The organism is Stenotrophomonas sp. 2YAF22 (genome assembly GCF_052114665.1).
In the GTDB taxonomy this organism is placed as follows: domain Bacteria; phylum Pseudomonadota; class Gammaproteobacteria; order Xanthomonadales; family Xanthomonadaceae; genus Stenotrophomonas; species Stenotrophomonas indicatrix.
Genome location: NZ_JBFRFE010000153.1, coordinates 1 through 7,647, shown reverse-complemented (window position 1 = coordinate 7,647; position 7,647 = coordinate 1). Strand labels below are relative to the sequence as shown.

The following is a 7,647-nucleotide window of genomic DNA, read 5'->3' as shown; positions in this document are numbered from 1 at the left end:
CCGGTAGTGCCGGCCGCTGGCCGGCAGCATTTCAGCTGACCGTACGCCCACCATCCACGCGCAACGTGTGGCCGGTGACGAAGCTGGCCTCGGCCGCCAGCCAGTACACCGCTTCAGCGATTTCCTCGACGGTGCCGATCCGCGCCAGCGGCGTGCGCGCCAGCAGCGCCTCGCGGGCGAAGTCGTCCTTGCCCTGTTCCGGCCACAGGATCGCACCGGGTGCCACCGCGTTCACCCGCACCTTCGGCGCCAGTTCCAGCGCCAGCGAGCGGGTCGCCATTTCCAGCGCCGCCTTGGCCATCGTGTAGGCAATGTGGTCGCGCATCGGGTCGGTGCCGTGCAGGTCGGTCAGGTTGACGATGCAGCCGTGCTGGCGGCGCAGGTAAGGCGCGGCGGCCTGGGCCAGCAGCAGCGGCGCGCGCGCGTTGACCGCGTACAGCTCGTCCATCGCCTCGGCGGTGACCTGGCCGAGCGGGGTGGGGAAGAAGTTGGAGGCGTTGTTGACCAGCGCATCCAGGCGGCCGAAGTGGGTGACCGCCTGCTCGACCAGATCGGCCAGGGCATCGGCGTCGCGCAGGTCGGCCTGCAACGCCAGCACGCTGCCGGGGCGCTCGTTGTCCAGGTTGAAGGCGGCCTGCTGCAGTTCGGCGCTGGAGGTATGCGCGTGCAGCACCACTGACCAGCCACAGGCGTGGAACTGGCGGGCGATGGCTGCGCCGATCCGGCGTGCGCTGCCGGTGATCAGGGCCACGGGGGCGGTGTCACTCATCGAGGGTCCTCCAAGGCTCGGCTATCCTGTGCACCATTGTCACCGCATTCGAAGACGCCATGCAGCCTACCTTCCCCCTGCCCGAAGCCGATGCCCAGGCCCACAGCGATCAACTGGCCGCCGCCCTGCGTGCCGAGATCCTCGCACAGGGTGGGGCGATGCCATTCTCCCGCTTCATGGAGCTGTGCCTGTACACGCCGGGCTGGGGCTACTACAGCGCCGGTGCCAGCAAATTCGGCGGCAGCGGCGATTTCACCACCGCACCAGAACTCGGCAGCCTGTTCGCCGGCAGCGTGGCCAATGCGCTGGCGCCGGTGTTCGGCCAGCTCGATGCGCACGCACGGATGCTGGAACTGGGCGGCGGCACCGGCGCCTTCGCCGAGGCGGTGCTGCTGCGCCTGGCCGAGCTGGACGCGTTGCCGGCCCGTTACGCGATTCTCGAGCCCAGCGCGGACCTGCGCCAGCGCCAGCAGGAGCGTCTGCAGCAGAACCTGCCGCCTGAGCTGGCCAGCCGGGTGGAGTGGCTTGATCGCCCGTTCGAGGACGACTGGGACGGCGTGGTGTTCGCCAACGAGGTGATCGATGCGCTGCCGACACCGCGCTTCCTCATCAAGGACGGCGAGGTGTATGAGGAAACCGTCGAACTGGACGGGCAGGGCAATTTCATCCGTGGCGCGCAGCCGGCCGACGTGCTGCTCAACGGCGCGGTGCGCCATCTCGAACGTTATCTGGAAAAGCCCTTTGCCGATGGCTACCGTTCCGAGGTGCTGCCGCAGCTGCCGTACTGGCTGCAGGCGGTGGCCGGTGGCCTGCGCCGCGGCGCGATGCTGTTCGTCGATTACGGCTACAACCGGGGCGAGTTCTACCAGGAAGAGCGCGATGACGGCACCGTGCGCGCGTTCTACCGCCATCACGTGCACAACGAGATCCATCGTTGGCCGGGCCTGCAGGACATCACCGCGTCGGTCGATTTCACTGCCATGGCCGAGGCCGGCCTGCACGGCGGTTTCGAGCTGGCCGGTTACTGCAGCCAGGCCAGTTTCCTGCTTGGCAACGGCCTGGACCAGGTGCTGACCCTGGCCGAGGAGCGCACCGATGAAGTGGGCCGCATCCAGCTGCGCGACCAGGTGAAGAAGCTGACCCTGCCAACGGAGATGGGCGAGCGGTTCCAGGCCATTGGCCTGCAGCGCGACGTCGATTTCGAACCGGCCTTCGAACTGGGTGACCTGAGCTGGCGCCTGTGAGTGCAGCGTTGCCGGTGATCAAACCGCTGCGGCGGCCACGCTTGTGGAGCGCGTTGTGGGTGTTGGCGGTGCTGACGGTGATCGTGGTCTGCCTGATTCCGCCACCGCCGATCCCGCTGCCGGAAAACAGCGACAAGGGCGAGCATTTCCTGGCCTATTTCATCCTGGCCGGCAGCGCGGTGCAGTTGTTCCGGCGTGGCCGCCCACTGCTGTGGGTGGGGGCTGGCCTGGTACTGATGGGCGTCGGCATCGAGTTCGCGCAGGGCGCGTTGACCAGCAATCGCATGGCTGATCCGATGGATGCGGTGGCCAACACCATTGGCGTGTTGGCGGGGATGGCCACCGCATTGACCCCGCTGCGCGACATCCTGCTGCGCTGGCGGGGGTAAAGGCGTGCCAACCAAGGTTGGCGTCTACCGGTAGATCCACGCCATGCGTGGATCCCGCCGTAAAGCGCCAACCAGGGTTGGCATCTACCGAAGCGTCACCTCATCCAGCACCCACATCGCCGGGCGCGTGTCGCCGGTGAAGTTGATGCACAGATCACCCGTACCCGAGGTGCCCTTCGGCAAATCCGCGCGCAGGGTCACGAAGCCGTCTGCATTGGTCTGCGCCGGCAGCGGCACCTGCGCCAGTACCTTGCCCGTGCAGTCACCGCGACGGATCAGCATTTCGCCGTGCGCGCTCCGGGCCTTCTCGAAGCGGCGCTTCGGCTCGTCATGGGCCAGCTGGAAGTAGTACGGAATGCGGCCCGCACGCACTTCCACGCTGCCGATGCCATCGAACTGCGCCTGCGGCCAACGCCAGCAGGGCTGGAAGATATCGACGGTGAACACCGCACGCGCACCTTCGCGCGGACCATCGTCTTCCAGGCGCAGTACCAGGCCCTTCTCACCGACACAGCTGCGCAGTTCCTCGCTGTGCCGCGACAGCAGCGACTGCGTGGTGTACGACGCCTCCGTCGGCTTCGCGGCCAGCGGCTGGCCCTGGTAGAACGCAGCCGCCTGCACCGTCGCTGGCAGCGTGGACGTCAAAGGCTGCTGGTACAGCGGCGACTGCGCGGTCACCGGCTGGCCGTTGTTGCTGTAGCGCACTTCATAGCCCAGCGGATTGGCCAGTGACACGGTCACCGTGTTCGCCGCGCGGTCATCGGTGTAGGCCACGCCTACTTCGAACGGCGTCTGCGCATACGCCAGGCCCCAGGCGCGATAGCGCTGCAGCTGCGAGGGCAGGCGGGCCAGGAAGTCGCGGAAATCGCGATGCTCCGGCGTGCTCCAGCCGGTCTCGGCCACGGCGGCCAGGCGCGGGAACAGGTTGTGCTGCAGACGCGCGTAGGTGCGCGTGTGCTCGGTGAACATGTTCGCCTGCAGGCCGAGGATGTGCCCGCGCTTGTCGGCGGCCAGTTCGGCCGGCACCGGTTCGTAGTTGTAGAGCTTGGCCAGGTTCACCTGCGTCGGCCGGCCCGGCGGTTCGTTTGGCGAGGCCGTCTGCAGGTAATCCAAGTACAGGTGACTGACCGGCGACATCACCACATCGTGGCCGGCGCTGGCCGCAGCAAGGCCGCCTTCGGTGCCGCGCCAGGACATTACCGTGGCCTGCGGCGGCAGGCCGCCCTCAAGGATTTCGTCCCAGCCGATCAGGCGGCGGTCGTGTTGTTCCAGGAAGGTTTCCAGGCGCTTGATGATGTGGCTCTGCATGGCCATCTCATCCTTGATGCCGAGCGCGCGCATGCGCTGCTGCACCTGTTTTGATGCCTCCCACTGGTCCTTCACCGCCTCGTCGCCACCCACATGCACATACCTGGCCGGGAACAGGGCGATGACTTCTTCCAGCACGTTTTCCAGGAAGGTAACGGTGCCGTCCTCGACGTTGAACAGGTTCGGGAACACGCCCCATTCGCTCAACGGCTTCAGTGGCGTGTTGATCGTGCCAAGTTCCGGATAGGCAGCGATGGCAGCGGTGGCGTGGCCGGGGACATCGATCTCCGGAATCACCTGGATATGCAGCGCGGCCGCGTACGCGATCACTTCGCGGATCTGGTCCTGCGAATAGAAGCCGCAGTACGGATGCTCCTTGCCGCTGACCGGATCGATGCCGCCGTCACCGGCCGGCAGTCGGCAGCTGCCGACCTCGGTCAGCCTCGGGTAGCGCTTGATCTCCATGCGCCAGCCCTGGTCGTCGGTCAGGTGCCAATGGAAGGTGTTGAGCTTGTGCGCGGCCATCGCATCGAGCACGCGCTTGATCTCGTCCAGGCTCTGGAAGTGCCGCGCCGAGTCGAGCATGAAGCCGCGCCAGCTGAAACGCGGCGCATCCTGGATCTGCACGGCCGGCAGCACGCCGTTGCTGCCGCCGGTGGCGAGCTGGGCCAGCGTGGTGGCGCCGTAGAACAGGCCGGACTCGTTGCCGGCCTGCACCACCACGCCCTGCGCGGTGCTTTCCAGCGTGTAGCCCTCGCCACTGTCGCGGAAGGTCGGCACGATCTGGAAGCGGATGCTGCCGCCCTTGGTGACGGCCTTGCCGTTGGCCACTGCCAGGCGCGGCCCACCACTGCGCGCCAGCAGATCGGCGAACTGTGCAGCGACGCGCTGTGCGGCTTCGCCATCGGCATGCAACACGGTGCCCGCGCCGACAGTGATGCCCGCGCCGTTGCCTCGCTGCACGTTGGCCGGTGCGGGAATCAACATCAGGCTGCCGGCGCGCAACTGCGGTCCGGGGCCGGTATCGAGTGCCGGGGCATCGGCGGCCAGTGCCGGCAGCACGGGCAGGGCGGCCAGCAGGCTGCCCAGCAACAGAAGGCTGCGCATCCTGGCGCGGGTGGGCTTCGTCATCGGAAGGACTCCTTGAATCGGGTGCGATGTTCGCTATACATGAAAAACGCCGGGCCCGGAATGACCCAGGCCCGGCGTGCGTGCACGACTCGGCGATGAGGCTGCCGTTGGATCAGTACTTGAAGCGGAAGTTCAGGTAGTACTGGCGACCGTTGCTGTAGAACGAGGTCGGAATGGCCGCGGTCTGGTAGTACTTGTAGGTCGGGTTGTTGAGGTTCAGGCCATCCAGGCTGATGCTCAGCCAGTCGGTGGCCTTGAAGCTCAGCGACGCCGACAGCGTGCCGAAGTCATCCTGGTAGTACGGGTTGGTGCCCGACAGGCTGATCAGGAACGAGGAGCGGTGGGTGTAGCTGACCCGCGCGCCGAAGCGCTCGTTCTCGAAGTAGGCACCTACGTTGTAGGTGTTCTTCGAGGTGCCCAGCAGGTTGTGCGAGCCGTCCGACCAGGTGTGCGCGGTGCTGCCGTTGGCGTAGGTGTAGTTGGCATTGACGCCGAAGTACTCGCCGATCGGCTGCTCATAAGCCACTTCCACACCCGTGACCTTGCCGTCGGCATTGATCGGGGTGGAGATCTGGTAGGTCTCAAGCTGGTTGGTCAGTTCGCTGTACAGCTGGCGCGAAACCACGTCGAAGGCGATGTAGTCCTTCAGGTCCATGTGGTACGCACCGATCGACAGCAGGCCGCGCGGCATGAAGTACCACTCCAGATTGGCATCCAGGTTGGTGGACAGGGTCGGCTTCAGGTTCGGATTGCCGCCGCCGCCGGTCCGGTTCAGATCCGAACCGTAGGACGATGCACCCAGTGCCGAGTAATCGGGCAGGGTCTGGGTCTGCGAGGCCGCTACGCGCAGCACCAGCTTGTCGTCCAGGTCGAACTTGATGTTGGCGCTGGGCAGCACGCGGTTGCGCTTGTTCTGGAAGGCCACGCGTTCCCACATGCCGAACAGGCTGCTGACGTCGGCATCGGCGGCATTGCTGACCGCGTTGTAGGTGTTGATGTCCTGCTTGATGTTGACGTAACGCAGGCCCACGTTGCCTGCCCACCAGTCACCACGGAAGTTGGCCTGCACGTAGCCGGCGAAGTTCTTTTCCTTCACCTGCCACTCGGCACCGTAGTTGTGGCGACCGGTCGGGCCGTCGTTGCCCGCCAGCCAGGTGGAGTTGTTGGTTACCGCGTCCTTCAACGCACCCGGGGTGAAGTACCAGATGTTGCGCGGGAAGGTGCCGCCGATATCACCAGCGAAGCCGTTCGGATAGTTGGAGGTGGCACCGTTCTTCAGCGCGCTCCAGATATCACCCGGCGTTGCACCTTCCGGCGACAGCGCTTCGCGCTTGTGGTCGGCAAAGCGCAGACCGAAGTCGATGGAGCTCAGCACGCCGCCGTCGTTGAAGTACTGGTTGAAGTCGAGCGTGGCCCACTTCTCCTTGTCTTCGGCGGTGACCTGCTGGTTGCCCCAGGTGCCGAAGCTGGTCACGCCGTTGGGCGAAAGGTCGCCGCCGACGTTCCAGTCGATCGGCGAGCCGGCGCCATGGGTAGCCCAGCTGGCGCCACCGCCGCTTCCAACGGTGACCTCGGCGATGTACTGGCGCGGGGTCTCACCAGTGCCCTTGGTGCTGCCGGCTTGGAACTTGGCCGTCAGGCTGTCGCTGATCTGCCAGTCGGCATCGAAGGTGACGTAGCTCGACTTGGCCTTCGACTCGCGGTAGATCATGTCGTACACCGCGTAGTTGGTGCCGGGCACGCCTGCATAGGTGGCGTTGGTCAGCACGCCATCCTTGACCACATAGCCCGGGTTCGGCGCCTGCACTTTGGCGAAGCTGTTGCCGAACATCATGAAGTTGCGGTTGTAGTTGTTCGCCTTCAGCTCGGAGCTGAAACCGTTCAGGCCCAGGGTAAGGGTGTCGGTCGGCTTGAACTGCAGCGAGACCAGGCCACCCTTGCGCTCACGGGTCTGTTCGAACAGGGTTGAACCCAGCAGGCCGGGAACGTTGACGCCGATCAGGTCCGGATTGGTCTTGGCAACCGGATCACCGGCGCCGATCTTGAAGAAGCCGCCCGGAATTTCCTGTGCTTCACGGCGCAGTTCGCGCTTCTGGCTGAAGCCCTGCACCATCACGCCGAAGGTGTTTTCTTCGTTCTTGTAGTTGAACAATGCCGAGTACTGCGGGTCATTCGACTTGGCCTGGTCCGAACGCACCATGCCGATCGAGCCTTCAGCGGTGAACTGCTTGGAGAACTCCAGCGGCTTGCGGGTGATGATGTTGACGGTACCGGTGGTGCCGCCGTCCTGCAGCTTGGCCTGCGAGGACTTGTTCACTTCAACCGAGCTGACCAGTTCCGACGGCAGCAGCGAGTAGCTGACGCTGCGGCCGACGTTGTTGCCCTGGCTGAGCACGAACCAGTCGGCCGAACCGACGGTGTGGCCATTGATCAGGGTCTGGGTGAGGCTGGGGCTGGTGCCGCGCAGGCTGACACGGTCGGCTTCGTCGAAGCCGCCTTCATCGGCGCTGGACGAGCTGATATTGACGCCCGGCAGGCGCTGCAGGGTGTCGGCAACGTTGTGCGCCGGCAGCTTGCCCACGTCTTCGGCGGTGACCACTTCCACGCGCGCATTGGCGTCGCGCTTGGTGTCCAGCGACTTTTCCATCGAACCGCGGATACCGGTGACGGTGACGGTGTCCAGATCGGTGGCGGTCTGGGCGGCCTGCTGCGCGTGCGCACTGAAGGCGATGCAGCTGATGATGGCGGCCGAAAGCAAGGTCTTGCGGGTATTCATGATGTCTCTCCTCATCACTCGATTGGATGC

The 7,647-nt window shown here is 65.6% G+C and carries 5 protein-coding genes; 2 read left to right on the top strand and 3 right to left on the bottom strand.

Features of this window, described 5'->3' with window-relative positions; translation table 11 throughout:
• Positions 1–31: 31 nt before the first annotated feature.
• Positions 32–769: a pteridine reductase gene (locus AB4Y84_RS08325; RefSeq protein ID WP_025878691.1), complete on the bottom strand. Its 738-nt coding sequence runs from the start codon at positions 767–769 to the stop codon at positions 32–34.
• A 59-nt stretch (positions 770–828) separates the two neighbouring features.
• Between AB4Y84_RS08325 and AB4Y84_RS08320 the strand changes: the two genes are divergently transcribed.
• A complete protein-coding gene (locus AB4Y84_RS08320; protein WP_442244406.1) occupies positions 829–2,013 on the top strand; it encodes a class I SAM-dependent methyltransferase in 1,185 nt (394 codons plus the stop codon).
• Positions 2,010–2,402, top strand: a complete 393-nt coding sequence (locus AB4Y84_RS08315; RefSeq protein ID WP_230111317.1) for a VanZ family protein — start codon at positions 2,010–2,012, stop codon at positions 2,400–2,402. The genes AB4Y84_RS08320 and AB4Y84_RS08315 overlap by 4 nt, the downstream gene beginning before the upstream one ends.
• 84 nt (positions 2,403–2,486) lie before the next feature.
• On the opposite strand, the gene AB4Y84_RS08310 is transcribed toward AB4Y84_RS08315, so the two are convergent.
• Together AB4Y84_RS08310 and AB4Y84_RS08305 are read right to left on the bottom strand one after the other, a co-directional pair.
• Complete coding sequence (locus tag AB4Y84_RS08310) at positions 2,487–4,841, bottom strand: beta-N-acetylhexosaminidase (RefSeq protein WP_442244405.1); 2,355 nt, start codon at positions 4,839–4,841, stop codon at positions 2,487–2,489.
• 112 nt (positions 4,842–4,953) lie between these two features.
• Positions 4,954–7,617 carry a TonB-dependent receptor gene (locus AB4Y84_RS08305; RefSeq protein ID WP_363731596.1) on the bottom strand — a complete coding sequence of 888 codons (2,664 nt, stop codon included), beginning with the start codon at positions 7,615–7,617 and terminating at the stop codon, positions 4,954–4,956.
• Positions 7,618–7,647: the final 30 nt, after the last annotated feature.

Bases quoted from the DNA above. Each gene is read 5' to 3' on its own strand.
- AB4Y84_RS08305 (WP_363731596.1), bottom strand. From the start codon at position 7,617: ATGAATACCCGCAAGACCTTGCTTTCGGCCGCCATCATCAGCTGCATC.
- AB4Y84_RS08320 (WP_442244406.1), top strand. From the start codon at position 829: ATGCAGCCTACCTTCCCCCTGCCCGAAGCCGATGCCCAGGCCCACAGC.
- AB4Y84_RS08310 (WP_442244405.1), bottom strand. From the start codon at position 4,841: ATGACGAAGCCCACCCGCGCCAGGATGCGCAGCCTTCTGTTGCTGGGC.
- AB4Y84_RS08325 (WP_025878691.1), bottom strand. From the start codon at position 769: ATGAGTGACACCGCCCCCGTGGCCCTGATCACCGGCAGCGCACGCCGG.